Origin of the sequence: Streptomyces sp. NBC_01341 (genome assembly GCF_035946055.1) — a bacterium.
Lineage (GTDB): Bacteria > Actinomycetota > Actinomycetes > Streptomycetales > Streptomycetaceae > Streptomyces.
In genome coordinates this window covers 1,314,764-1,339,203 of sequence record NZ_CP108364.1, presented here as the reverse complement: position 1 = coordinate 1,339,203, position 24,440 = coordinate 1,314,764, and the positions used below count along the sequence as shown (strand labels likewise).

The 24,440-nt window shown below is 67.6% G+C and carries 20 protein-coding genes and 1 pseudogene; 12 read left to right on the top strand and 9 right to left on the bottom strand.

Annotated elements, in window-relative coordinates; all coding sequences use genetic code 11:
• Positions 1–119 precede the first annotated feature (119 nt).
• From OG206_RS05970 to OG206_RS05960, 3 genes are all read left to right on the top strand, one after another.
• Positions 120–1,289 (top strand): ROK family glucokinase, encoded by a 1,170-nt coding sequence (locus OG206_RS05970; protein ID WP_327112949.1) that lies wholly within the window; start codon positions 120–122, stop codon positions 1,287–1,289.
• A gap of 70 nt (positions 1,290–1,359) precedes the next feature.
• Entirely contained in the window at positions 1,360–2,019 is a 660-nt protein-coding gene (locus tag OG206_RS05965; RefSeq protein WP_327112947.1) for a hypothetical protein, read from the top strand.
• Positions 2,020–2,055: 36 nt separating this feature from the next.
• A complete protein-coding gene (locus tag OG206_RS05960; RefSeq protein WP_327112945.1) occupies positions 2,056–2,760 on the top strand; it encodes a hypothetical protein in 705 nt (234 codons plus the stop codon).
• A gap of 291 nt (positions 2,761–3,051) precedes the next feature.
• Here OG206_RS05960 and OG206_RS05955 read toward each other — a convergent pair.
• Positions 3,052–3,338: pseudogene (locus OG206_RS05955) on the bottom strand (NF041680 family putative transposase); the annotation flags it as partial.
• Positions 3,339–4,262: 924 nt separating this feature from the next.
• Between OG206_RS05955 and OG206_RS05945 the strand changes: the two are divergent.
• The 4 genes from OG206_RS05945 to OG206_RS05930 all read left to right on the top strand — a co-directional run bounded on the left by OG206_RS05945 (position 4,263) and on the right by OG206_RS05930 (position 8,934).
• Positions 4,263–4,832, top strand: coding sequence for a DUF2690 domain-containing protein (locus OG206_RS05945; RefSeq protein WP_327112943.1), 570 nt, complete (start codon positions 4,263–4,265; stop codon positions 4,830–4,832).
• 8 nt (positions 4,833–4,840) lie between these two features.
• Positions 4,841–7,828 carry a hypothetical protein gene (locus tag OG206_RS05940; RefSeq protein ID WP_327112941.1) on the top strand — a complete coding sequence of 996 codons (2,988 nt, stop codon included), beginning with the start codon at positions 4,841–4,843 and terminating at the stop codon, positions 7,826–7,828.
• Positions 7,828–8,550 carry a hypothetical protein gene (locus tag OG206_RS05935; protein ID WP_327112939.1) on the top strand — a complete coding sequence of 241 codons (723 nt, stop codon included), beginning with the start codon at positions 7,828–7,830 and terminating at the stop codon, positions 8,548–8,550. Before OG206_RS05940 ends, OG206_RS05935 begins: the two co-directional genes overlap by 1 nt.
• 129 nt (positions 8,551–8,679) lie before the next feature.
• Positions 8,680–8,934: a hypothetical protein gene (locus tag OG206_RS05930; protein ID WP_327112937.1), complete on the top strand. Its 255-nt coding sequence runs from the start codon at positions 8,680–8,682 to the stop codon at positions 8,932–8,934.
• 163 nt (positions 8,935–9,097) lie between these two features.
• Here OG206_RS05930 and OG206_RS05925 read toward each other — a convergent pair whose 3' ends face one another.
• From OG206_RS05925 to OG206_RS05905, 5 genes are all read right to left on the bottom strand, one after another.
• On the bottom strand, positions 9,098–9,919 hold the full coding sequence (locus OG206_RS05925) for a hypothetical protein (RefSeq protein WP_327112935.1): 822 nt from the start codon (positions 9,917–9,919) through the stop codon (positions 9,098–9,100).
• Between the two features lie 84 nt (positions 9,920–10,003).
• Positions 10,004–14,452 (bottom strand): golvesin C-terminal-like domain-containing protein, encoded by a 4,449-nt coding sequence (locus OG206_RS05920; RefSeq protein ID WP_327112933.1) that lies wholly within the window; start codon positions 14,450–14,452, stop codon positions 10,004–10,006.
• Positions 14,453–14,498: 46 nt separating this feature from the next.
• Positions 14,499–14,792 carry a hypothetical protein gene (locus tag OG206_RS05915; protein WP_327112931.1) on the bottom strand — a complete coding sequence of 98 codons (294 nt, stop codon included), beginning with the start codon at positions 14,790–14,792 and terminating at the stop codon, positions 14,499–14,501.
• Positions 14,793–14,989: 197 nt separating this feature from the next.
• Positions 14,990–16,009 carry a hypothetical protein gene (locus OG206_RS05910; RefSeq protein ID WP_327112929.1) on the bottom strand — a complete coding sequence of 340 codons (1,020 nt, stop codon included), beginning with the start codon at positions 16,007–16,009 and terminating at the stop codon, positions 14,990–14,992.
• A gap of 12 nt (positions 16,010–16,021) precedes the next feature.
• Complete coding sequence (locus tag OG206_RS05905) at positions 16,022–16,537, bottom strand: hypothetical protein (protein ID WP_327112927.1); 516 nt, start codon at positions 16,535–16,537, stop codon at positions 16,022–16,024.
• Positions 16,538–17,403: 866 nt separating this feature from the next.
• Between OG206_RS05905 and OG206_RS05900 the strand changes: the two genes are divergently transcribed.
• Genes OG206_RS05900 through OG206_RS05885 form a run of 4 tightly spaced genes read left to right on the top strand, consistent with a single transcriptional unit; the run spans position 17,404 to position 21,396 of the window.
• Entirely contained in the window at positions 17,404–18,642 is a 1,239-nt protein-coding gene (locus OG206_RS05900; protein WP_327112925.1) for a tyrosine-type recombinase/integrase, read from the top strand.
• Complete coding sequence (pcaDC, locus tag OG206_RS05895) at positions 18,621–19,922, top strand: bifunctional 3-oxoadipate enol-lactonase/4-carboxymuconolactone decarboxylase PcaDC (RefSeq protein WP_327112923.1); 1,302 nt, start codon at positions 18,621–18,623, stop codon at positions 19,920–19,922. Before OG206_RS05900 ends, pcaDC begins: the two co-directional genes overlap by 22 nt.
• Before the next feature lie 12 nt (positions 19,923–19,934).
• Positions 19,935–20,582 carry an MBL fold metallo-hydrolase gene (locus OG206_RS05890; protein WP_327112921.1) on the top strand — a complete coding sequence of 216 codons (648 nt, stop codon included), beginning with the start codon at positions 19,935–19,937 and terminating at the stop codon, positions 20,580–20,582.
• Between the two features lie 34 nt (positions 20,583–20,616).
• Entirely contained in the window at positions 20,617–21,396 is a 780-nt protein-coding gene (locus tag OG206_RS05885) for an exodeoxyribonuclease III (RefSeq protein WP_327112919.1), read from the top strand.
• A gap of 45 nt (positions 21,397–21,441) precedes the next feature.
• On the opposite strand, the gene OG206_RS05880 is transcribed toward OG206_RS05885, so the two are convergent.
• The 3 genes from OG206_RS05880 to OG206_RS05870 form a co-directional block, all read right to left on the bottom strand.
• On the bottom strand, positions 21,442–21,726 hold the full coding sequence (locus tag OG206_RS05880) for a glutaredoxin domain-containing protein (protein ID WP_327112917.1): 285 nt from the start codon (positions 21,724–21,726) through the stop codon (positions 21,442–21,444).
• A gap of 132 nt (positions 21,727–21,858) precedes the next feature.
• Positions 21,859–22,638 carry an SDR family NAD(P)-dependent oxidoreductase gene (locus OG206_RS05875; protein WP_327112915.1) on the bottom strand — a complete coding sequence of 260 codons (780 nt, stop codon included), beginning with the start codon at positions 22,636–22,638 and terminating at the stop codon, positions 21,859–21,861.
• Between the two features lie 58 nt (positions 22,639–22,696).
• Positions 22,697–23,245 (bottom strand): DUF4352 domain-containing protein, encoded by a 549-nt coding sequence (locus tag OG206_RS05870; RefSeq protein ID WP_327112913.1) that lies wholly within the window; start codon positions 23,243–23,245, stop codon positions 22,697–22,699.
• A 641-nt stretch (positions 23,246–23,886) separates the two neighbouring features.
• On the opposite strand from OG206_RS05870, the gene OG206_RS05865 reads away from it, so the two are divergent.
• On the top strand, positions 23,887–24,348 hold the full coding sequence (locus tag OG206_RS05865) for a DUF6278 family protein (RefSeq protein ID WP_327112911.1): 462 nt from the start codon (positions 23,887–23,889) through the stop codon (positions 24,346–24,348).
• Positions 24,349–24,440 lie beyond the last annotated feature (92 nt).

Below are 24,440 nucleotides of genomic sequence, written 5' to 3'. Positions count from 1 at the left end.
CCCCGCGCTCCTGATCCGGAGACCGGCTCCAGGGGCGCGGGAATGGCAGAATCGTGCACAGCGGACGCCGTCCGCCGCCGGATCGAGCACCGACCGGCCCCCCGACCTGCGCAGGGACGATGAGCACGTACCGCGACTTCACACACCGCGGCTCCGCCCGCGCCACCGTCCTGCGGACCGTCGGCACCAGGGAGCGGCGTTCGCACCTCACGGCGCCACGCGTCCCCACCGTCGGCATCGACATCGGCGGGACGAAGGTGATGGCGGGCGTCGTCGACGCCGACGGCAACATCCTGGAGACCCTCCGCACGGAGACCCCGGACAAGTCCAAGAGCCCCAAGGTCGTCGAGGACACCATCGTCGAGCTGGTCCTGGACCTCTCCGACCGGCACGACGTGCACGCCGTCGGCATCGGCGCGGCGGGCTGGGTCGACGCGGACCGCTCCAAGGTGCTCTTCGCACCCCACCTCGCCTGGCGCGACGAACCCCTCCGGGACGCCATCGCCTCCCGGCTCGTCGTCCCCGTCATGGTCGACAACGACGCCAACACGGCGGCCTGGGCGGAATGGCGCTTCGGCGCGGGCCGGGGCGAGGACCACCTGGTCATGATCACGCTGGGCACCGGCATCGGCGGTGCCATCCTCGAGGACGGTCACGTCAAGCGCGGCAAGTACGGCGTCGCCGGTGAGTTCGGCCACATGCAGGTGGTACCCGGCGGTCACCGCTGCCCGTGCGGGAACCGCGGCTGCTGGGAGCAGTACAGCTCGGGCAACGCCCTGGTGCGCGAGGCCAGGGAACTGGCCGCGGCGGACTCCCCGGTGGCGCACGGCATCATCGAGCGGGTCAAGGGCAACATCCCCGAGATCACCGGGCCGCTCATCACCGAACTGGCCCGCGAGGGCGACGCGATGTGCGTGGAACTGCTCCAGGACATCGGGCAGTGGCTCGGCGTGGGGATCGCCAACCTCGCCGCCGCGCTGGACCCCTCGTGCTTCGTCATCGGGGGCGGAGTCAGCGCGGCCGACGACCTGCTGATCGGCCCGGCCAGGGACGCCTTCAAGCGCCACCTCACGGGCCGCGGATACCGCCCCGAGGCCCGGATCGCGAAGGCGCAGCTCGGCCCCGAGGCCGGTATGGTCGGTGCCGCCGACCTCGCCCGCCTGGTCGCCCGGCGCTTCCGCCGCACGAACCGCCGCCGGGTCGAGCGCTACGAGCGCTACGCCCAGTTCTACGACCAGGCCGCCAGCACCATCAGGAACACGCGCGGCACCCGCAGCTCCGCCGACTGACCCACCGCCGCACGACGCGGCACATCCGGCCACCCGCACTCCGTACCGCAGCTTCGAGGGATCACCGACCATGACCGCAGCCGAGCACCACATCGTGCCGCGCCAGCCCCCTTCGTCGGGTGCCGCGGGGTCCTCCGGTTCCTCCGGCTCGGCGGGCACCCCCGGTTCCCCGGACTCTCCCGGGGGCGACGACGGGACGCCTCCGCACGACGGGCGCAGGGTGATGCGCCGCCGCCTGATCACCCTGACGATCATCGTGCTGCTGATCGGTATCCCGGCCGGCTATCTGGTGATCTCCGCGGGCCAGAGCCGCCGGTCGGGCAAGGACAAGGAGGCGGAGGCCGCGGCCCAGGGGCTGCGCGAGGACTGGCCGTCCGGAATGCAGCGCCGCATCTTCGAACTGCCCGTGCCGGGCAACGCGGTCGGGGTCCAGTACTACGAGACCAACAACTGGAAAGCCAGCAGGATGTACCTGAAGTTCCGTACGACCTCCGCCGGCCTCGACCGCTTCCTGAGCGGTGTAGGGACCGGCCGGGCGGCGCTCGAGACCGGCAAGGTCACGATCGGCGCGCGGGACCTCAAGGTCACCGGGTGGTTCTTCGGACCGGGCGTCGACTGGGCGGGCACGGTCCACAAGAACAAGGACCCGCGCCCCACCCAGAACATCACCGTCAACATGACGGATCCGGCGGCTCCGGTCGTCTACGTGGTGTCCGCGGCGACCCCCTGACGGGGAGCGGGCGGGCCGCTCATTACCCTGGAGCGAGTGAGTGAAGTGAGCGAGACGACCCCGCAGCCCGCCCGGCCCCCGCAGACGGCCCACCCCGAGCCCCTGCAGGGCGAGGTGATCCGGCAACTGCCGCAGCCGCCCGGACCCGTACCGGGACAGCCGAACGCGCAGACCCCCCACGCCGTCCCCGGCCCGCCGCCACAGATGCCCGACCCGCTGTCGCAGCCCCCGGCCGACCGGGCCGGGCACCGTATGCCCGACCCGCTGTCGTCGCAGGTGACCGCCCAGTTCCCGCAGGCGGCTCCCGGCCCGCACCACGGCCGGCCCGAGGCCGACGACCGGCCCCTGCCCGGCTTCGCCCCGCAGGGGCAGCAGCCCGGTTTCGCCCCGCAGGCGCAGCAGGGCGGCTTCGCCCCACAGCGCCCGCAGCCCGGTCCCGCCCCGCAGGGACATCAGGCTCCGCAGCCCGGCTTCGCCCCACAGCGCCCGGAGCCCGGTCTCGCCCCGCAGGCTCCGCAGCCGGGCTTCGCCCCGCAGGGACAGCAGGCCCCGCAGCCCGGACCCGCCCCGCAGGGCACCCGCCCAGGGCCCGCCGCCCCGCAGAACCCGCACCCCGGACAGGCTGGTCAGGCCCCGCAGGCATCGCACCCCGGCAGGCTGCTCCAGTACCGCTTCGACGGACCGGAGGACGCCCCGGTCCTCGTCATCGGGCCCTCCCTCGGCACCACCTGGCACAGGTAGGCAGAACCGTCTTCTGACGTCCACCTGGTCCAATTCGATGCTGTTCACGCGGGTTTGCACTTAGTGGTACAGGTGCGTCGACGGTGTTGGTGACAGGCGTGTGACAGGACGTGTGTGACGGCATCGTTGATAGGGCGAGGGAGTTGCCGGTGGGCAAGGCGGGGCCTCTCCTGGAGCCATGAGGAGAGCCCCGCTGGAGCGCTCTGGTTGGGCTTCGCCGTGAGTTCGACCGTGCTTGAACGCCTGACGCGTTCGGCTTTTCACACAGTCCGTGAAGGTCCGCGGCGGGCGGGCGAGGTGGAGTTGGGTGTGCGCGACGATCAGGATCCAGGTCGGGCGGTCCGCAGCCTCGGGAGTGTGGAGTTTCGGAGTGGTCCAGCCCAAGGACTGCTTCGCGAAGCGGAAGGTGTGCTCCAGACCGCGGCGGAGAAATCCCTGCCAGAGCGGTCCACGTCGTCCGGGGTGGGGCCGGTCTTGGAGGACCATAACCACACCGGCGGGGCATCCCGGTCCTTCGATGGATGCTTGACCTTTAGTCGCGTCAACGTACCCTCGACCACAGGTAGTTCACCGGTGTGGTCAAATGGCGGGCGTGCGGGGCGCGGGGTAGGCATGGTTCGTGGACGCCTTGTACCGCGACCACGCTGAGGTCGAAGACCGCGCAAAGGCGATCAAACGGGTCGGACTCGGGCTCCTGTCGTCCAAGTCTTGGCAGCTGAACGTTGCCTGGGTGCTGGCCGCGGCCATCGTCGCCGATGTCGGTACCTGGACCCGGATCCTCCTCCTGCGCGACGAGCTCGAACTCGCCGCCGCAGAAACGGAAACGATCCGCAGGAAGCTCTACCACCTGCCCGCCCGCCTCGCCATGCACGCCCGTAGGCGCATCCTCCACCTGGACCCGTCCTGGCCTGGGCGACGGCCTTCAGCGCGGCCTGTCAGTACCTCACAGACCTCCCGGCCATCACCTGACGGCCGGCCCCGACCCCCGAGGAAGACCAGGGCGGATGACCTCCCGCACCACCCTCGGCCCGTGGAACCCGGCGCAGCTCACCAGACAGCGATCACCGCTGAAGAATCGAGGTCGCTGATCTGGGCACCATGGCCTGCGAACCCCGGCGCATGCGCGCCCTCCCGCTCGTCCGGCCGACGGCGACGGTTGGATACCGGCCCGTCATTTCCTTTCGGTCAAATCTCGTCAAAAACTCCGAGCCAGCGGCCCCCTTCCCGGGGCTTCACACCTGAGGGAGTGGCAAAAGGCGCACCTAGACAAGTGGTACGTGTATACATCAATCACCTTTCGGGAAGGCGTCGGCTACCCGCACCTTTCGTCACCTAAACACCCTCCGGCGCACCTTCCCCCTGACCTTTCACCACCTTTGAGATGCACTGCGGCCACATGTCCAACTTCGACATCTGCGCAGGTGGGGGAGCAATAACTCCACATAGTCCCGGGCGCGTTCACATAGGCTGCGCCTGCCTCTCCGCACCCGGAGCGGCATGGAATGTCTGAGGTGATGTGTGTGCACGGCATACGTAGATGGGGACCGAGGACAGCAGCACTGGCGCTGCTGGCCGGAGTGCTCCAAGGAATCACGGCCTCACCGGCCGCGGCGGAATCCGACTGCTTTCGGGACACGTGCTCGGGAAAGGACCCCATTGCGATGGGGTGCGACAATGACGCCGAAATTCTTCAACAGGTGACTATGGCGGACGAGTCGGTCTCGGTACGGCTGCTCTGGTCGCCGACGTGTCAGGGCGTATGGGCAAAGGTCTCACGCGATCTCGATTCGTCGCCCGCCTCCGTGTATCTGACACTGTGGACGACACGCGATCCCGACGGCGGTGTTCAGGCCGGTGACAGTCCGGCCGTTCTCGGCAGCGGCGTGGCAGGCGCCTACACCAAGATGCAGAACTGGAAGAAGACGACGGCGAAGGCGTGCTGGAACGACGTCGATACCGCCTTCGACCCCGCACCGACGAAGTACACCATCCAGAGCCCCGCCAAGAGTAACGACTGGCCGGTCGACGCGAGCCTCGCGGTCCTGCACGGCAGCTGCACGGACTGGATGTGAGGAGCAACATGCGGAAAAGACGTCTCATACGCCACTTGTCCATGAATCCGCTGGTCATCATGAGCGTGGTGGCGGCATCCGCCGCGCTGGTCCCGATGGCTTCCGTGGATCCCGCACCGGCCCCCACCGCCGCGGAGAACACGACGCGCATGTTCTCCGCGCCCGGCAAGGACCTGGGGGCGGACTACACCTCCTCGGCCGATGAGATCGTGCAGGCCACCGGCGACGCCGAGGGGCTGCACATCCTTTCGGCGCGGGAGAGCGACGGGTTCTCCTTCTACGAGATCGCCCGGCTCAAGCGCAAGGAACTGTCCGACGTCGGCCCGTGGACGGGCTACGTCTGCACCACCGGCTCGGGGAACTACGCGGCGGCGGTCTACGCCCCGTCGGTCTGGTCCAACAAGCCCGGTGCCTACGCGAGCGGCGCGTTCGCCGCGGTGATCCGCCTGTCGGACGGCAAGGTCACCGAGATTCCCGACGGAGTGCAGCTCGCCTACTTCTCGCCGGGCTGCGGTGCGGGCGACGACGTGGCGTTCACCTCCAGTTCCGCCACGGACACGTCGGCCGGCCGGACCACGGTGATCTCGGTCGACGCGACCACCGGATCGGTCTCCTCCCGCCGCACCGTCGACGGCTTCCTGACACACGTCACCCCCACGGGGAAGGGCACCGTCGGCGTTCTTTCCGGCAACCTGGTCGACCTCAAGGACGACGGGAGGACGAAGCTGTCCGCCCGTACGCTCTCCAAGGTGCCCGGCCCCATGTTCGCGCTGGCCGCCTCGGCGAACGGTGCCGTGGACATCGGCACGGTCGACGGCGGGAAGAGCGTCATCTCCCGCTTCGGCGGCAAGAAGTTCACCGAGTTGGGCCGCGCGCCAAAGGGTAAGGTGAAGCTGCTGCGTGTGGCCAAGGGCGACGCGGTCGTCGGTGACGTGAAGGCCATCGACACCGGCAAGGCCCCAGGGCTCGCCAAGCACGCCGTGGACGGCCGGGTGGCCGGGATCTCGCGCCTCGGTCATCTGGTGACCCACTCGGTGTTCTCCGAACAGATGAAGGGCGTCACCGAGGGCGTCGGCTCGTCCCTGGCCAAGGGCGCCGGATCGCTCACCGTCAAGGCGACCGCGTTGAGGACGGGCACGAAGGCCACCACGCGCGTGGATGCCGACCGCAAGCGGCCGAAGTCGGACACGACGCTGACGATGGGCCCGACCGCGTTCGCCATGTCCGATGACGACGATCCGCTCACCTGCGGTGACGGTGCCCCCGAGACCCAGTGCCTGTCCGGGAACGGCGCGGCCGTCATCGGCAAGATCCCGCGCATGGAGACCCCCTGCATCGTCAAGCGCAACGACCCCAAGCGCCAGGCCCTCCAGGCCAGCGCCAACCAGGTCGAGTGGGCGGTTGACCAGGCGGTCCATGGCCAGCTGACCCTCTCGCGTCCGGCCGACTGGCACGACACCGGCCTCGGCGCCTACACCCCGCAGGGGCTGTTCCCCAAGCCGGCCCTGACCGGCGGAGGGGAGATTCCCGCGCAGGTCATGCTGGCCATCCTCGCCCAGGAGTCCAACTTCAAGCAGGCGTCCTGGCACTCCATGAACGGTGACTCGGGCAACGTCACCCGGTCCGACTGGCTCGGGAACGGGAACGGCATCCACGGCTACCCCGACGTGACAGCGGCCGACTGCGGCTACGGCATCGCCCAGGTCACGACCGGCATGGACTCGGCATACCCGGACCAGCTGGACACCGTGCACGCGGGCGCCGTCACCACGGACTACGCGGCGAACATCGCCGCCGGTCTGCGTATCCTGGGCGAGAAGTGGAACCAGCTCAAGGGTCTGGGCATGAACGCCAACAGCGGCAGTGCGGCCTACATCGAGAACTGGTACATGGCGCTCTGGGGCTACAACTCCGGCGTCTACACCGTCGGGTCCAACGCCGGCCTGGGCTTCTTCAACAACCCGATCAACCCGAGCTATCCGGCGGACCGCGAGCCGTTCCTGCGGTACAGCTACGACGACGCGTCCCGCCCCGGCGAGTGGAACTATCCCGAGAAGATCCTCGGCTGGGCGGAGAACCCCCAGCGGACCTGGAACAACGAAGAGTCCTACGTCCGGCCCGTCATGCCGCTGTCCGTCCTCAAGACGCCCCCGTACGGCACCTTCTGCGACGCGTCCAACGCGTGCGACCCGGCCGCGGCCGACCCGTGCCCGAGCTGGAACAACCTGTGCTACTGGGGCAAGAGCGCGGAGTGGATCGGCTCGCAGAGCGGCAGCAACTCCAGCACCGAGAAACTCCGCTACTCGCTCGGCTCGTCGGAACCCGAGTTGCAGAGCAAGTACGACCACGGCAACTGCTTGGACAGGCCGAATGGTAATTCCAACGCCATCGTCATCGATGACCTCGGAGAGCACGAGGACACCTACGACTGCGGGGACTTCGAGGGGGCCTGGGACGGCAAGTTCACCCTCCAGTCCGGTGACAACTTCACCATGCAGAGGGACGACAGCACCTACCGCGCCACCCCCTACATCGCCAACATCGACCTGCACCAGCTAGGCGCCGGGTACGACCACCACGTGTACTTCACACACAGCTACCCCTACGGGGAGATCTTCCACAAGGTCACCGGCCGGTGGCAGATCAACCCGAAGCTGCTTCCCTCCGGCGACCAGCCCGGCAACCGCTACCGGGTCTTCGTCCACCTGCCGGGCCACGGCGCCGAAGCGGCCATCGGGTACGACTTCATCCCGGGCGAGAACACGGCCGGCGCCGAGCCCGACCATTGCAGCATCAACCAGGGAACTCGCAGTGCGGGCGAGGAGACCTGGGTCGAGATGGGCACCTTCACCTTCTGGAAGGGCGGCCGGATCGAACTGGACAACATCCAGAAGGGTGCCACCGGAGACGACAACGTGGTGTTCGACGCGGTCGGCTTCATTCCGGCCACCTCCGCCGACCCCGGCATCTGCAGCCTCAACGACGGGGGCCTGTGATGCGCACCGCCCTCCGCGTACCCGTCGTACTGATGGCGGTCGCCATCGGTGCGGCGGGAGCCGTCTCCTGTAGCCGGAGCACCCCAGAGAGGACGGCGGCATCCGAGCGTCCGACAGCCGCGGCGCCCAAGGCCGCAGCCACGCCGTCCGGCAAGCCGGCCGAGACGCCGACCGTGACGCCTGCCACCGACTTGCCGAAGCACGCGGTGGCCGGAATGGACCGGCCCAGCATCGGCGCAGGGGTCACGATAGCTGCCGGGTACACCGGGAAGGATTTTCTCTCCCGGCTCGCGAAGGACTGGAGGCTGAACCTGGACAAACCCGTCAAGCAGGAAATGCCCAATGGGAAGATGAGAACGTACATCCACGGACGCGGCGGAACCAGAAGCGGCACCGGAACGACGGTGTCAGCCGGATTCGCCGACCACACGAACCTGTCGTCCCTGCTGTGCGGGACCGGCACGGACAAGTCCGGCGCTCTCGACTTCCTCGCGGCCTGCACCGAGCTGGACGTGGCGGGAATCGATAACGCCAAGGCGTCCTCCTGGCTCAAACAGGCCAAGAGGGAAACCGACTCCCTGTACAAGGAGCGGGCTGCCGAGACCAAGAACAAGAAGGAGTACGTCGTCAGCGGAGTATTCATCTCGGGCCCCGTGGTGATGGTCCTGCACCGGACGTACGACACGTATTCGCTGCGCATCCTCGGACACGCGGCGGCCTAGCAAGCCCATGACCGGAAGCGAGAAGCCCTGCCGGCTGCGGCAGGGCCTCTCGCCCCGCGCAGGCACGCGATCTGGAATCCGGGTGCTGGTGACCCGGCCGAAACTCCCCACTCGACAGAATGCGGAATCATGCGCACCGCACAACGCGTTCTCGTCCGCTTTGTCGCCCCGGCGGCAACCGCCCTCCTCGCCACGCTCGGCTCCGGGCCTGTGGCCTCGGCGACGCCCGCGCGGACCTCGGCCGGGGTCTGCGACAACATATGCTTCGACGGGGTGCGCGCGGCCACCCACGACGGCTACGACCGCGTCGTCTTCGATCCGTACGTGCGGGCGTCAAAATCGGACCGCTGCTTGGTAATGATGTGGCCAGGGCTCGCGAGGTGAACCAGTCGTCGTCGTTCGGACGCTGCCTGCACGGCGTGGCGAAACAGGTTGACCAGCGTGGTGTCGCCCATTAGCGCACGGCGTCGGCGTCACCACGCTCATGCTTGTAGGCCGCGCCCCCAGCAACCCGGCGGCGCCCGCCTCAGTGCGGGCGCCGCACTCCTCACAAGGTGCCGGGAAGGCGCAGGTTCTCGTACTTCGGGTTGGGTTCCCCGCGCACCGCGTTCGCGACCTCGCCCGGGCACCCCTGCGGCGGGTAGCCTGGGACGTCGCGGACCTTGTAGTAGACGCAGACTAGCCGGGGCTCCTTCGTACCGCTGCCGTAGGGCAGCATCCGCGTTTCGCCGCAGGCCGGGCAGTGCGCCTCCGCGTGGAGGAGCGTCCTGGGCTCCGTGAACACGTGAGGCAGGCGGTTCTCCGTCACGGCGGTCCGGGGCAGGGAAAGGCCATAGTGGTCGCCCAGGATCCGGTAGACGTGCGGTATCCCGGTGTCCTCGGATGCGTCGTCCCGGAAGATGCCGTGGGGGTAGCTGAGGAACCCGGCCTCCGCGACCAGACGCCGGCTCACCGGGTGCTCGACGTGGCGGGTGCCGTTCTCCCGTAGCGTCCACTCTGTCTCGCCGCCCACGGTCACCGTGACGTTCGGCGGGTCCATGGTGGTGTCGAGGATGTCCACGACCGTGTGGCGCGCCCTGAGGTCTCTTCCGGGGGCCAGGCGGTCGTCCCGGTGCCCGGCCTCGGGCGTCTCCAGGGCGAACGCCCAGCCGTCGGCCGCCTGGCCCACCATCGCCCAGTCCGGCAGCTTCGACGATCCCGGTCCGTGAAAGAACTCCAGGGCTCCCGGGGTGGTGTCCGGATCGATGAGCGTGCCCGGCCGCGCGCCCAGATACACGGCGAGGGCCTCGGGGGTGATGCCCTTCACCATGGTGAGGGCGTAGCCATTCCGGCCCAGTTCGTCGTCCAGCCAAGCGATTCCATCGTTCATGGAGGGAACCCTAGCCTGGTGTCTGCACGCCGCAGGGGCCCGGCCATGGCGGCCGGGCCCCTGCTTTCCGTTCCGGTCAAGCGGTCACGAAGGACGCTTGGCCTCGAGCCAGTAGTCGTCCCCTTCGAGGACGCGGTTCTGCTTGCGCCAGCCTGGCATGTAGCTCATGGACTGGGTGTTCTGGTTGTTCGACATGCTGGAACGTCCACACGGCTCGGTCCAGGTCGGCACGTGGGAGCGCGGGTCGGGCTGGAGGCTCCACCGGCCGTCCGTGCCGCGGATGGCGATCGTGTTCAGGCATTCCTCGCCCGAGGACACCTCCTTCAGGTTCTGCCCACCCCAGTCCTTCTTTATCGCGGCGCTCTGCCAGCTAGCCGCGAAGGGGAACTCGTCGCAGCTGGGCACGTCACCGGTACCGAGTTCGGGCGACATTGTCGCCAGCTTGCTGCGCTCCCATGCCTGCGGGCAGATCACGTCGCGGTTGTGACTGACGAGGCTCTTCGTGCTCGTGGGAGGATCGGGCACGAGGACGTCCTCGGTCAGGAAGGTGAGCGGGTTGTTGCCCCGCAGCCCGTAGTGTCCGGGCAGCTTGTTCTGGATCAGCCAGGCGTGCGCGGCCGCCGCCGGGAACTTCTTCTCGTTCATGACGTACGTCGGCCTGTACGAGCTGAAGACGCAGCCCGGAGTGGCCTTCACGTCTCGGTCGCACCGGACGTCCAGCTCCGACTTCTCAGCCGTCATTGGGTTGCTGGTATCACTGCCCGCGGTTCCCTTGACCGTCAAGTACGGGCTGATGCGGCCGTCGGAAGCGGTGGCGTTGTTCCACTTGATCTTCTGAGTGACCGTGGCCGTGTGGAGGTCGCCCGCGACGAAGGTCTTTGAACCGCTCCACACCGGAGTCTGTTTTTCACAGTAGCCACGGCAGCCGAAGTCGATGTCCAGGGTCAGCGAGGGAATGGAGATCGACGTCAGCTTGACCGACACGGTCTGGGTAAAGGTGTCACTGTCCGGGTCGAGCTGGAATTCGTGCCGGAGGTCGAAGCTCGCCTTCGGCGTGCCGGTCGTGGTCCCCGTGAACTGCAGGTCGTCCCCGAGACACGCCTCGGTCCGGGTGTAGTCCAAGGACCTTGTACCGATGGAGCAGCTCAGAGCCGAAGTGGTGGACACCGAACCGACTGACGCCTTGGCGAACTTGAGGTCCTTCGCTGGCGCGGACGACAGGCGCATCCCCTCCTGCCCGGTCGCGGAGCGTGCGGCGCCGGAGAGACCGGAGACGGTGGGGAGCACACTGAAGTAGTCGCCCGAAATGCTCTGGGGCGGCTCCACCGGTGCCGGGTCCGGAGCGGTGATGTCCGGGTCGCCGAAGGTCAGGTCCGAGGGAATGCCGGAGTAGTCGCCGGGTACGAACGCGATGGCGTCGAAGGCGATGTCCGCGGAGCCGTCACCGCCGTTGAAGTTGTGCAGGCTGACCTCGGGGGTCATGCCGTTGAAGAAGTACGCGCCGAGATCGACCCACTTGTTGGACTGGTTGGAGCTCTGGTCGATCGCCTTCACCGTCTCACCGGCGGAGTGCTTGATGCGGTACTCGGCCTTGGAGGTCTGCGCCCCGTGGTCGGGGATGAAGGCATAGACCTTGGCCTGCCCGCTGTAGTCGGTGATTTCCTTGCCCAGCTTCCAGGTACCGGTCACCTTCATCCGGTCACCCGGCGGCGGGTAGGACTCGGCGCTGCGGGTGTGGGTGAACCAGAAGTGGTTGCCGTAGCCCGCGCCGATCTGGTGGGTGTCGATCTTTCCGGGGTATGTGGTGATGGTCTGCCCGGTGTCGGAATCAATGATGTCGGAGGACTGATAGGTGAGAGTGAACGCACCATCCGACTTCGCTGCCCCGCATCCGCGCGAACCCGAGCCCGCCGGGGCTGTGCCGTTGGGAACGTCGTCCACTACAAATGCGTTTGACGGCAGGCCGGTGCTGCACTGCGGCGGGTAGGAGTTGGCGTCAGGCTGTTCCGGATAGCTGGTGTTGAACCGGTGGACCTGGTGTCCGCATTCGGCCCGGGTGTCGCAGTTCTTCCACTCGGCCGACTTGCTCCACCAGCAGTGCAGCCAATGTGGATTGGTGTCGCTGTCACCGGAGTCCAGTGCGCAGGCGCCCATGCCGGGGTCGTTGGAGTCGTTGTCCGTGATCTTCGACGGGTCGCAGGAGTTCGAGGCGTCGCAGAAGGTGTCCAGCGGCGGCTTCACCGTGGAGCGCTGTGCGTCGCTGTTCCACCAGGCGGCCAGGTAGCCGGCCCGGAAGTCTCCGGGCCCGAACATGGCGGAGATCGGACGTGCGGCCCAGCCCAGGACCTTCTCCTCGTAGGGCCAGTCCTGCGGGTGCGCCGCGTGGGAGTAGTCGTCCAGGTGCGGATCGACGGCGTGCTGGAGGAAGGGGACCCGGTTGGCCTTCCACAGCGGGTTGGCCGGGTTGTTGGTCCAGCCGAGGCCCTTGTGGCCGGAGGAGTCGGCGGCCGGGTAGAAGCCCGAGTTGTACGCCCACAGGGCGAAGAACCAGTTCTCGATCCACTGCGGGTGACCGTTGTTGACCTGTATCTCCTGGCCGTGGAGATCATTCCACTTGCGGGACAGGATCGTCACGCCGTAGGCGATGTTGGCGGCGTAGTCCAGAGCGACGGCCTCCTGGGTGGAGGGCGGCAGCGCCGTCTCGCCGTCCTTGGTCTTGCCCGCCAGCCGCATGCCGTCGGTGGCCTGGGTGATGCCGTAGCCGCAGTCGGCCTCGGAGAAGTTGATGCGCCAGGGGTCGGCCTGGTCACCGTCGGCGGTGTACTGGGTGCCGTAGTAGTTACCGATCAGGCTGTTGGATGTGACGCCGGGAACGGCGAAGCGGGTCGCCTGCCACATGTTGGATTCCTGCGCGGTGACGCCGAGCATCACCTGCGAGGGTATGTGCCAGCGGTCGGTGACGTCCGGGTCCTCGTCGTCGAGGGTGCCGTTGGGGTCGCCGGCGAGAGTGATCGGCGGGAACAATCCCTGGGGGGTGTAGGAGTCCATCCCCGTGTTCTTCCAGTTCACGGGCCGGTTGACATGCAACTCGCCGACGACAGCCTGGTCCACGGCCCACTCGACCTGACGCGGTGTCGGCTGGAACGCCTGCTTCTTCACATCGTTCCGGGCCACCGCGCAGTAACGCTCATCGGTGCCCTCGCTCGGACCGTTCGGTGACGCCGCCAGCAGCTGAGCCCCCAGCGTCTGCGTGGACATACCCCCGCTGTTGCCGCTGTCCGCCGGCATCGCGGACGACTTCTTCCCAGTCGAGATGCCCAGAGCAGGGGAGGGTCGGCTCCCGGCCGCGGCGCGCTCCGCGGTCAGCTGAGGTGTGGCGTCCAACTCGGTGTGCTTGCCGGTGGCGACCACGTCCAGACTGATTCGCGCGTCACGGGCCTGTGTGGCCTCCTCGGGCGCAATCAGGCTGGTCTTGCCATCCGCCCAGGACGTGGACACGCCCGCGTGGCCGAGACTCGACATGCGGGAACCCTTGGCGAGATGGCCCGGGTTCTTCACCGGGCCCGGCAGAGTCCCCTTGTTTTTGGCCTTACCCGTGAGGAACACCGTGCCGCCAGGGGTGGCGGACAGGTCCCAGTCGGTGAGCTTTCCTTCCGCCACCGTCTTCGGGGTGGTGTTCTTGCCCTTGACCTGTGTGGCGTCGAGGTGCTTGGCCCAGGATTTCGCTCCGGTCTTCTTGGTGTCGGCTTCCCGGTCGATGAAGGTCACGCCGTCGCTGCTGTCAGCCGCTATCTGGAATGGCACGTGTTTTGTGGTGGCGAGGACGGTTTCCTTCTGCCCGTTGATGCGGACGAGCTTGTTGCCGTGACCGGCCACGATGCCGTGCCGGGTCGGAACAGCCGAGGTGATCTGACCGGGGAAGGCGACCGGCTGAGACTGCTTGCCGGTGGCCGCATCCACGGCAATCAGCCGGGTCTTTTGCTGTTTGTCCCCGTCGTAGCTCAGCTGCGTGAACACCACATCGTCCCCCGTGCCGCAGCCTGGGGAAAAGTAGGCGAGCGAAGCGGTGAGCGGCAGCTTAGTCACCTTGCCGCTGCTCAGGTCGACGACGGCGGTGAACGCGCCGCGCACCATCAACTCGGGGTTGTTGGTGAATGTCCGGGGCGCGTAGGCGACGGCCGCGTATTTCCCGGATCCGGTCACGCACGCGTTACCTATCCAGGTATCCGCATCGAATCCGACTTCGCGCAGGGTGGCTAAGGTACTGAACTCGTAGCCCTCCTTCTCTTTGCCCGTCAGGACGTGGAAGCCCGTGCCGTCACCGGAGGTGGACAGGGCCACGTCCTGGGAGAAGGAGTAGTTCTCACCCAGGACGGAGGTGCGGTTCTTCTTACCGACTGCGTGAGGTTTGCTCGTTGCTTTGGGCAGGCTCTTGCCGCCTTGGACGGAATTCTCGGGGACCTTCGGTCCCTGGGCCTGCGCGGAAGCGGATAGCGACGAGGCGAGAATCGCCGTCGCTGCCGCTATCACCACCGCGTATTTCCTCTGTCTTGCACGCACAGCGAATTATTTCCCTTTTCTACTTCTGATCGACGAGAGGATCGAATTCGTCGACGTAAATCTTCGGAACCTGCGGAATCGGTCCCATGTCCTTGGAGCCGATCACCGCTTCATCACGCCCGGTTTCGCCAGAAGGGACGTCCTGAAGCCAGAATCGGTTGTAGGCGGTCCAGCCCTTACCATCAGCGATGCTGATCTTGACCGAGTACGTTGCGTTCCGTTCGTAGGTATTGGATACCTCGATCTCAGTCCGCACGCCGCCGCTTTCCGGCGTGGCACGCACGATCAGATCTCCGTACTCCAGGACGCGCACACGTCCTTCGGAGTGCACCGACGGCACAGGCGAGGAACGCGATGGAGGAGTGCTCTGCACCACGCTCGAAGTCGCTGGCCGCGGTGACTCGGGGGCGCGGTCAGCGGCCTCGTCCGTACAACCGGCGATCAGCACAGACGCCGCCAGCAGACACATCGCCCTGGCCATGCGAAGTCCGGGCAGTACTGCTTTAGCACTCACTGGGAGGAGGCAGCCATCTGCTCGCGCGCGGCAGCGACTTCCTTGCCGTGCTGCGACTTGATTCCAGTCAGTCGGCTCTTGTTGCCGGCGATCTGACTGTTCTGGGTCGCGGTCTCCACATCGGACCAGACCTTGACGAGATCTGTCTGCGTCTTGCAGTCGATGTCGTCAACCGCCAGGGCGATGGACTGCTGCGACGGCTTCCCATCGTTCGTGACGCCCTGGTCCATCGCCTTGTACGGATCGGCAAGTCCCGCATGCCCCTTGCCGTCCATGCACGAAGACCACGCACCGATGGCCTTGATGACCTTGGTGTCCTGCATCGACTGCATCAGGCTGTCCCCGGCGAGCTCCGCCACGACGGTCGGGTCGGCTTCCTGCACGCCGAGTTGATCCTTGGACCAGCCAATGCAACCGCCCGTCTTCAACTTCTTCCCGTTGTGCTCGGCCCGAGCGGGCTTGGTGCCCTGGCCGGGGCTGCTCAACGTCACTCCCGCTTTGGTTCCCTCGGGGGCCTTGGGCGGTTCGGGCTTGGTGTGGCCGGTCAGGACCTCGACCTCGACATCGGACAGATCACGCAGGGGCTGCTCGGTGTGCTCCCGCAGCGCCGGAGCGAGCTCGTAGCCGTACTTCTGCGCTTCGGCCCGGTTAGTGATGCCATAACGGCGTTCGATGTTGGCATCGTTGTCGCTGGGAGGGGGGTTGGCGCCCGCTCGTGGCAACGTCAGCTCGATGCCGTACTCCTTCATGCAGGACTGCTGGAGTTTGGTGGCAGCCTGCTCAATGGCGACCTGATCCTCGTAGGAGGCCATGTACTCCTCCAGCGGAAGGGTCAGGTTCTTGGTCAGGCCACTCGTGGGGATCTTCTCGGGCCAGTTATCCTTGTTCACAATCGATTTGCCGTCGGCCACGATCTTCGTGGTGTCTTCCGGAGTAGTGCCGGAGGAACAGGCACTGACCAGGAAGGCCGAAGCGGTCAGGGCTACTGCGGTGGATATCCGCTTGGTGTGCTTCACGTGGGATCCTTCTTAACCGAAGTGGGAAGATGCGTTGTTGTTGTGCAAAGCGGAGATCAGGTCGGTGAGGTTGCAGTCTCCGTAGGGCCCGTTCTTCGCGAAATACTGAGACGTGCCGCCGTAGCCGGAGTTGTAGTACACGCGGTAGTTGTCATCCCGGGCGCAGTTCTGCACCGACCCGGCATTGTTCTTCATGTACTCGCCGTTTCCGTTGCCGCCGTTACCGAAGACATACCGGTAGGTCGTCAGTGACGATCCCTGGTACTGGCTTGTACCCGAGTGGTCGGACACGTTGCTGTAAAAGGTCGTGTACGCCGACTTGATATAGCCGTCCTGGACGGCGAATTGCTTCGTGTTGTAGAACAGCCACAGATCACCGTACGAGCAGGTGATCCACGGAACATCACAGTTGTCGCTGACCTTGAACTCCGCCGCATGGGCCGGACCGGCGGCCGTCATCACAGCCACCACGGCCGCGAAGGACGTAGCGAAGGCGGCTGCCTTCTTCTTGAAGCGGATGCTCTTCATCACATCTCCATCGGTAGATCGTTAAGCGAAGAAGATCTTCACACCCGACCGGCCGCCCTGGCAACCATGTTCATGACCAGGTCAGGGCTCGTGCCAACGTGATGTCCGGTTTGTGAATGCCGAGGCCGAAGGGGACGAGGGTAGCGACTGGGGACGTGGGTGGTGCGTTGGAGGCCGGCGGCGATGAGCTTCGAGCGGCTTGTTCAGCGGTTACGGCAGTGATGTTGCGTCAGTCTGCCATCTGATGCGGTCGGTTGTAGGTCCGTACTCGTGGGCGCGGCGTGTAGGGACCGGCAAGGCCCTGGCTTGCCGCGATACGAACTGTGACTGTCGTCGTCTGCGGGGCATGAGGCCAGAACGAAGTTGCCGGGTGCGCTGCGGGTGGGCCGTAGTCGCGAGCGGACCGCCGGACGCGCCCAGGCGGATTTCCTCGCGTGCTCGCTCAGACATGGCATCGCGGTGCGGTACGTACGGCAGGGGGCTGTTTCCGGACTCAGGGACGACCGCGTGTAGTCCGTCCCGTCGTGTCGGCATGCATCGCCGCGTCCTGCCCGGGGTCGAACAGGAGGTCACTGGCTGCCGAACGGGTTGGTGCTCCCAGGTTCAGTGAGCCGTGCCGGCGCGTAGAGGGCCGGCGGTGTGGCGGACGCCCTGCTCAACCGGGTGCGGAACATACACCGAGAGGGCCGGTTACCGAAACCGGGGATCTTGACGACCATGGGAATTGCTCGCGTTCGGTCCTGGAAGGCCGAGGCACGCAAGGAAGGCGGCGTTTTCGCTGGCATCTTGCTGCGGGCCCAGGGATGGAGTGTGTTGAGGACCATGCCTGTGCGAGCGGTCCCGCGCCCTTGAGGAGAGTGAAAGTCGTGTCTGTTCCGATCAAGAAACTGTCCCCCGATGCGAAGGGGCATGCCCGGTACCGGTTCGTGGTCGACGTAGGAGCTCACCCTTCGACTGGGAAGCGGCGGCAGGTGTCCCGCACTTTCGGCACGCTGAGGGAAGCGAAGGCTGAGTATGCGCGTATCACGCACCGTCGCTACGAAGCAGCGGCCGTGCCGTTCGATGCCCAAACGCTGGACGAGTGGCTCGATGAATGGCTGGCCATGAAGGCCGAGGACCTGGAGGAGAGCACTGTCTGCAGCTACACCATGACTCTGGGGCGTCTTCGGGGAATGCTCGGTCACATCCGCCTCCAAGAACTCACTGAGGACGATGTCGAGGCGTGGATGAAATGGGCACTGCGAGAGGGCCGGGTGCGAGGTGGCAAGGCGGGTACCGGTCTGGGGGTGGCCTCGGTCGAGATGTCCCTGGCGCGGCTGAAGGAGGCGCTCGACCGGGCGGTGGCGCGGCGTCTCGTCGAGGTGAACGTCGCCAGGGAGGTGAAGGTCCCTCGTAACCTTCGGAAAGCGGAGCGGCGGGCGAAATCCGCGATTCCTCCCTGGAACATCCAGGAGGTACGCGCCTTCGTGCGCGCGGTCAAGGACGACCGCCTGTACGCCGTCTTTCTCCTGTCCCTGATGGGACTGCGGCCGGCAGAGATCTGCGGCATGCGCTGGGGCGACGTCGACCTGACCGGGGCCATCCTGACCGTCACTCGCACCCGGACGCTGATGGGCAACAAGTCCGTGGTCGAGAAGGATACGAAATCGCTTGCCGGCCAGCGGCAGCTTCCGCTGCCCGACCTGGTGAAGGATGCTCTCGCCGAGTACAAGGCTACGCAGATGGCCGAGAAACTCGCGGCAGGGGAGCGGTACGAGGACAACGGGTACGTGCTCGTGGATGGTCTCGGCAGGGCGCTCAACGGGCGGCAGTTGCGTGAGCGGGCGTACACGGTCATGGCCGAGAACTCGCTGCGCCGGGTCCGTTTGTACGACGCTCGCGCGAGCTGCCTCACTCACCTTGCGAACAATGGTGTGCCCGACCATTTGCTCGCTCGTTGGGCCGGGCACAGCGACGTCCGCACGACGAAGCGCTGGTACGTGAAGCCGGATGTGGAGGATCTACGGCCGGCCGCGGATACGTGGGGAGAGATGGCGAGCGTCCCAGCCCCCGCCCCAGCCCCCGCTGACGGAGCGAATGTGAGATGTGGGAGCGTGAGCGGGTGAGCGAGAAGAACCTTGAAACCCTGCGATACCGCTTTGACGGGCCAGAAGACGCACCGGTCCTCGTCCTGGGGCCCTCCCTCGGTGTTACATGGCACATGTGGGACCGCCAGATACCCGAGCTCTCGCAGCACTGGAGGATCTTCCGCTACGACCTGCCAGGCCACGGCGGAGCCCCCGCGCATCCCGCCGCCGCCGTAAGTGACCTCGCCGACCGGCTGCTCGCCACCCTGGACAGCGTCGGAGTCCAGCGCTTCGGTTACGCGGGCTGTTCCATCGGCGGCGCCGTCGGCGCCGACCTGGCCCTGCGCCACCCCCACCGGATCGCCGCGCTGGCGCTCGTCGCCGCGTCACCGCGCTTCGGCACCGCGGACGAGTTCCGGCAGCGCGGGGTCATCGTCCGCAGCAACGGCCTGGAGCCGATCGCCCGCACCTCCCCGGAGCGCTGGTTCACCCCCGGCTTCGCGGCGGCCCAGCCCGCCATCGTCGAGTGGGCCGTCCAGATGGTCCGCACCACCGACCCCGGCTGCTACATCGCCTCCTGCGAGGCCCTGGCCGCCTTCGACATCCGTACGGAACTCTCCCGCATCGGCGTCCCGACCCTCGTGCTCGTGGGAGCGGACGACAAGGTCACCGGCCCCGCCGAGGCCCGGAACCTGGTCGCCGGCATCCCGGACGCCCGTCTCGCCCTCGTGCCCGGCGCCTCGCACCTCGCTCCGGTCGAGCAGCCGGCCGCGGTCACCGACCTGTTGTTCATGCACTTCTCGACTGCGTGGCAGGACACCCTGGCATCGATCCCCGTGCCGCCGTCCCCCGGCTTCGCGACCCCGTTCGCCCCGGTCGTGCCGGTCGCGGAGATCGCCTCGGCCGGCGAACTGCCCGACGCCTCGACGACGGGGCGCGGCGATCCGCGCGAGCGCGGGATGAAGGTGCGGCGCGAGGTGCTGGGGGATGCCCACGTCGACGCCGCGACGGCCGCGTCCGACGGCTTCACCGACGACTTCGAGGAGCTCATCACCCGCTACGCGTGGGGGGAGATCTGGTCGAGGGAAGGTCTCGACCGCCGGGCCCGCAGTTGTGTCACCCTCACCGCCGTCGTCGCCTCGGGGCACCTCGGCGGACTCGCCCAGCACGTCAGGGCGGCCCTGCGCAACGGGCTCACCCCCGTCGAGATCAAGGAAGTCCTGCTCCAGACGGCTGTCTACTGCGGCATTCCGGCGGCCGGCGCCGCGTTCGAGATCGCGCAGTCCGTGATCCAGGAGGAAACCACCCCGCCCGCGTAGCAGGATGGGGACATGAACGCTTCGCCTCTGACGCTCACCAAGAAGACCCACTCGTGCGTCCGCCTGGAGCGGGACGGGCAGTCGCTCGTGATCGACCCGGGCGGGTTCACCGAGGACGACGCAGTCGTCGGTGCCGACGCGATCCTGGTGACGCACGAACACCCGGACCACTTCGACGAGGCGCGACTGCGCGCCGCTCTCGAAGCCGATCCGGCGCTGCGGCTGTGGACCCTGCGCAGTGTGGCCGAACGGCTGTCCGCCGCGTTCCCGGGGCGGGTGCACACCGTGGGCCACGGTGACACCTTCAGCGCCGCCGGGTTCGACGTACAGGTGCACGGCGAACTGCACGCGGTGATCCATCCGGACATTCCCCGGATCACCAACATCGGCTTCCTCGTGGACGGTTCGGTCTTCCACCCGGGTGACGCGCTCACCGTGCCGGACCGGCCGGTGGACACACTGATGCTGCCGGTGATGGCCCCCTGGAACAAGATCTCGGAGGTCATCGACTACGTACGCGAGGTCAAGCCACGCCGGGCCATCGACATCCACGACGCGCTGCTCACCGATCTCGCCCGTCCGATCTACGACACGCAGATCGGCTCCCTGGGCGGAACGGACCACGGGCGCCTGACACCGGGCGACGCGACCCGTCTCTGACCCGGCTGTCAGTGGGAGCGGCTAGGTTTACCGCATGCGCATCGCCACCTGGAACGTCAACTCGATCACCGCCCGGCTTCCCAGGCTGCTGGCCTGGCTGGAGAGCAGCGGCACCGACGTGCTGTGCATCCAGGAGACCAAATGCACGCTCGAACAGTTTCCCGCGGAAGCCCTGCGCGAGGCGGGTTACGAGTCCGCGGTCAACGCCACGGGCCGGTGGAACGGGGTGGCGCTGCTCTCCCGCGTGGGCCTGGCCGACGTCGTGACCGGTCTGCCCGGCGGCCCCGACTACGAGGGAGTGCAGGAGCCGAGGGCGATCTCGGCGACCTGCGGGCCCGTCCGCGTCTGGTCCGTCTACGTACCCAACGGCCGCGAGGTCGCCCACGAGCACTACGCCTACAAGCTGCGCTGGCTCGAAGCGCTGCGGGAGGCCGTCGCCGGCGATACGGCCGGAGCGCTGCCCTTCGCCGTCCTCGGCGACTACAACATCGCGCCCACCGACGAGGACGTCTGGGATCCGGCCGTCTTCGAGGGGGCCACCCACGTCACGCCCGCCGAGCGGGACGCCCTCGCGGCACTCCGTGAGCAGGGGCTCTCGGATGTGGTGCCGCGCCCCCTCAAGTACGACCGCCCCTACTCCTACTGGGACTACCGCCAGCTCGCCTTCCCGAAGAACAGGGGCATGCGCATCGACCTGGTCTACGGCAACGCCCCCTTCGCGGCGGCGGTCAAGGACAGTTACGTCGACCGCGAGGAGCGCAAGGGCAAGGGAGCGTCCGACCACGCTCCGGTGGTCGTCGACCTCGACGTCTGACGGGCCCTGAGCCGGTTCTTCGGGACCGGCTCCGCCGGACCGGCTCTACGGAACCCGCTTCGTGCGCAGCAGATGCGGCGCGCGTTCGACGACGGCCCGCATCACCTGGCGCTTGGACGGGTTGACCATGGAATACCCCGCGACGGTGACTGTCGGCACCGTCTCGTTGCCGTCGGCGACCGAGCGGACGAAGGCCGCCGCATCCTTGTCCCGCCAGATGTTCACCTCGGTGTAGGTCAGCCCGGAGAAGCGGAGGCGCAGCCGCAGCTTCATGCAGTAGGGGCAACCGGGCCGCCAGTGGACGACCATGCCGTCGCGGTCCTCTGTCATCAGGTGTCCTTCGGATCACATGCACGGTGGCTCGAACCTCCGGCCACTGACAGCCAACCGCCCGCGTCCGCCGTGCGCAAGGCCTTGTGCGTCGATGCCGGGCCCACGAACCGGGCATCGGGCATCGGGCGGTCAGTGCACGGAAAAACCGCCATCGACGAAGATCGACTGGCCGGTCACATAGGCCGAGGCGGCGCTCGCCAGGAACACGGCGGCGCCCGCGAAGTCCCCGGCGAGCCCGTTGCGCCCCACCATCGTGCGGGCGGCCAGCGCCGCGACCCGCTCCGGGTCCGAGGACAGCCGCTCGTTGAGCGGGGTCATGACGAAACCGGGTACCAGCGTGTTGCAGGTGACGCCGTGCGCTGACCAGGCCTCGGCCTGTGAACGTGCCAGTGATTCCAGCGCGCCCTTGGACACTCCGTAAGCGCCGCTCTGTACGAAGGCGCGGTGCGCCTGCTGTGAGGTGATGTGGATGATGCGGCCGAATCCACGCTCGGCCATGGCGGGCCCGAAGCGCCGTCCGAGGAGGTAGGGCGCCTTGAGGTTCACCGCCATCGTGGTGTCCCAGACGTCCTCGTCCAGTTCGCTCATCGGGGGCCGCAGGTTGATGCCCGCGGAGTTCACGATGATGTCGGGCTCGCCGAACGCGTCCGTCGACGCCTCCGCCGCGGTCCGTACCCCTTCGGTCGTCCCGAGGTCCGCGCTCACCCACGCCGCCCGGCATCCCTCGGCGGTGAGTTCGCCGACGGTCCGCTCCAGTTCCGCCTCCCCGCGCGCCACGACCACCACACGCGCGCCCGCGTGCGCGAGCGCCCCGGCGATACCGCGCCCGATGCCGGAGCTGCCACCGGTCACCAGGGCGACCCTGCCTTCCAGCGAGAAGAGTTCGGAGAGATAGGTCTGCGAGGTCATCCTCGTACCCTAGAGAGAACGCTGCCCGGAGGGGGTGGCCGGGGGGTCACGTCGTTCATCAGCCGACCTCGCCGCGGACGCTGCCGCCGGTGATGCCGTCGACGAAGGTCACGTAGGCCGGGGTGAACGTGCCCTTCCCCGTCACGGTGCCCGTCACGTTCTCGCCGGGAGCCAGGTCGACCGTGGCGATCTGGTTCTCGTCCACGGCCAGTTCGGCCGGGTGCTTGCTCCCGTCGGTGCCCGTGACCGAGAAGTACAGCGGGTTGACGCCGACGTCGGTCCTTCCGTTGTTCGTGACCGTGACCCGCACACTGGTGTAGTCGGTGCCGTCGGCAAGGGCACTTCCCTGGAAGTCCGTCCTCGTCGCCGCGATCTCCACGGGCTCGTCGGCGGGCTTCCGCGTCTCCTGTCCGCCCGTCTCCGCGTCGCCGCCCGTCTCCGCGTCGCCGCCCGTGTCCACGGTGGCGGCCGACGGGGTGGCGGCCGACCCGGTTGCGGCAGGCTCGGCGCCGCGTGGCGTAGGGTCCTCGTCACCGCCGAGCAGGGCCGCACTGCCGATGGCGAAGACCAGGACGAGTCCGACGATGCCGAGGCAGCTGAATCCCACGATCCGCCCGGCGTTGCCTCCCCTTTGCCGTTGGGGCTGCTGAGGCGTGTGAGGTTGTGGGCCTCCGCCCGGCTGTTGCGGACGGTCGGACTGCGGCTCCTGATGCGACATGTGCCCCCCAAGGACGGATCACCGGGGCAAGACCGTAGCGGTGTGGTGCACCACAGGGGAGGTCGATGTTCCGTTGGTGATGGAGCTGTGACCGACGGGTGGTGATGACGAGTGAAGGACACCGTGTCCGGCGGAACGGCCGGGGTACACGGCGCTCCGGGTCTCGCCCCGAGGCTCTCCGGCATACGCTGCAAGCAGGAACTACCTGCCGAATGTCGAACCTGTGTGCACACCGTGGGTGGCCGAACGTGCCCGATCCGATCCCCGGGCGCCTCGCGCGTCCAGGGTCGTCGTCCACGCCTCCGGGGTGCGGCGACCCGGAGCCGGATTTGTGTCATGGTGATCCTGAAGGCGGCGCTTCAGAGGGAGTTGTTCCCGTGAGCGACGGGGGAGCGAGTGGGAGTCGACTGAGAGATGGTCATGGAGAAGACAGGATCGCCGGAAGCGGCCGGTACGCGGAGCGGGTACGGTCCGCCCGCATCTCCGCACGTTCCGAGAAACGACGTCGACGCTCCCCGAAGGACCCGGTCATGAACATTCCCTTCCTGGACAACTGGCGCAAACGACACGGCGGTACGCGGGCGGTGGCACTCAAGGAGGCCGTCAGGACCGATCCTGACGGCGTGGCGGAACTGCTGGCGGAATGCGAGCTGCTGCGCGCACGTGCGGGACAGTGCGGACTCGAACTGGACGACAGCCCCGCCTCGTTGTCGGCCCTCGACCAGCTGCCGCCCATCTGGCGCGACGACCCGGAGGAGCTGCCCTGGGTGGGCAACGACGCGGGCCTCTACCTCGGCACCGTGCTGGTGCGCACCGTGCCCGGCGCCGCATGGGACATTCTGGCCGGCGGACGGCCCGTGGTGCGGCTGGCATCGGGGCGGGAGATCGACGTCGTTGCCGCGGGTCTCGACTGGGCGGTCTCGGGAAGTCCCGAGCTCTCCGAGATGTACGCGGAATCGGCGGAGAGCGGCCCGGAGGTCAAAGCGCGATAAACAGCCTTATCCGCGGCCGGTGCGTGTCGGCCCGAAGCGTGTGTCCGCCCCGGATAGTTTGCGCTGACCTCGACACCATCGACAAGTGGGCA

Excerpts from the sequence above, each read along its gene's own strand:
- OG206_RS05970 (WP_327112949.1), top strand. The coding sequence starts at position 120 with ATGAGCACGTACCGCGACTTCACACACCGCGGCTCCGCCCGCGCCACC.
- OG206_RS05965 (WP_327112947.1), top strand. The coding sequence starts at position 1,360 with ATGACCGCAGCCGAGCACCACATCGTGCCGCGCCAGCCCCCTTCGTCG.
- OG206_RS05945 (WP_327112943.1), top strand. The coding sequence starts at position 4,263 with ATGTCTGAGGTGATGTGTGTGCACGGCATACGTAGATGGGGACCGAGG.
- OG206_RS05940 (WP_327112941.1), top strand. The coding sequence starts at position 4,841 with ATGCGGAAAAGACGTCTCATACGCCACTTGTCCATGAATCCGCTGGTC.
- OG206_RS05935 (WP_327112939.1), top strand. The coding sequence starts at position 7,828 with ATGCGCACCGCCCTCCGCGTACCCGTCGTACTGATGGCGGTCGCCATC.
- OG206_RS05930 (WP_327112937.1), top strand. The coding sequence starts at position 8,680 with ATGCGCACCGCACAACGCGTTCTCGTCCGCTTTGTCGCCCCGGCGGCA.
- OG206_RS05925 (WP_327112935.1), bottom strand. The coding sequence starts at position 9,919 with ATGAACGATGGAATCGCTTGGCTGGACGACGAACTGGGCCGGAATGGC.
- OG206_RS05905 (WP_327112927.1), bottom strand. The coding sequence starts at position 16,537 with ATGAAGAGCATCCGCTTCAAGAAGAAGGCAGCCGCCTTCGCTACGTCC.
- pcaDC (WP_327112923.1), top strand. The coding sequence starts at position 18,621 with ATGTGGGAGCGTGAGCGGGTGAGCGAGAAGAACCTTGAAACCCTGCGA.
- OG206_RS05890 (WP_327112921.1), top strand. The coding sequence starts at position 19,935 with ATGAACGCTTCGCCTCTGACGCTCACCAAGAAGACCCACTCGTGCGTC.
- OG206_RS05885 (WP_327112919.1), top strand. The coding sequence starts at position 20,617 with ATGCGCATCGCCACCTGGAACGTCAACTCGATCACCGCCCGGCTTCCC.
- OG206_RS05880 (WP_327112917.1), bottom strand. The coding sequence starts at position 21,726 with ATGACAGAGGACCGCGACGGCATGGTCGTCCACTGGCGGCCCGGTTGC.
- OG206_RS05875 (WP_327112915.1), bottom strand. The coding sequence starts at position 22,638 with ATGACCTCGCAGACCTATCTCTCCGAACTCTTCTCGCTGGAAGGCAGG.
- OG206_RS05865 (WP_327112911.1), top strand. The coding sequence starts at position 23,887 with ATGAACATTCCCTTCCTGGACAACTGGCGCAAACGACACGGCGGTACG.